General features: G+C 34.6%; 1 pseudogene. It reads right to left on the bottom strand.

Annotated elements, in window-relative coordinates:
• A pseudogene (locus LI288_RS14060) lies at positions 1-251 on the bottom strand (hypothetical protein); the annotation flags it as partial.
• Between the last annotated feature and the right edge of the window lie 223 nt (positions 252-474).

Below are 474 nucleotides of genomic sequence, written 5' to 3'. Positions count from 1 at the left end.
GCAGGGATGTCCACTTCATAATCTGTTTCGGAAATGTAGAAAGGTGCCGATAAGTTTTCTAAATACTCTGCTTTAAAATTTAGCCCTTTCGCAAAAAAAAGGGTTGATGCAGAAGTGTTTCGGCTATCATAGCTTAATTGATCGAAGGTAAAATCTTCTTCCCAGTTATAGTAATATTCTTTTTTGAAGACAATCTCGTGAAAGTTTTCGTCTTTTTTCAGAATTTCTAAAACATCTTGTATTTTGAGCATGGATTTTTCTGCCTCCTTTATTTATACCATTTAACTCTGGAAGGGAGCTAAATTATAAGGCACGTCACTTAAATGTGGATAGGTGCTTTTTTCTTATACGTAGGCTTAATTATACCATTTTCACTCCTATTTTTGTAACTTGATATCCGCTTCATGTTTTCGTTAACAAGAGAGGAGAGACTTAGAGGAGTTGCTTGTCTTGCTTATTTGATTTGAATAGAGC

Source organism: Lachnospira pectinoschiza, assembly GCF_020564355.1.
Classification (GTDB): domain Bacteria; phylum Bacillota; class Clostridia; order Lachnospirales; family Lachnospiraceae; genus Lachnospira; species Lachnospira intestinalis.
This window is presented reverse-complemented; position numbering and strand designations above follow the sequence as displayed.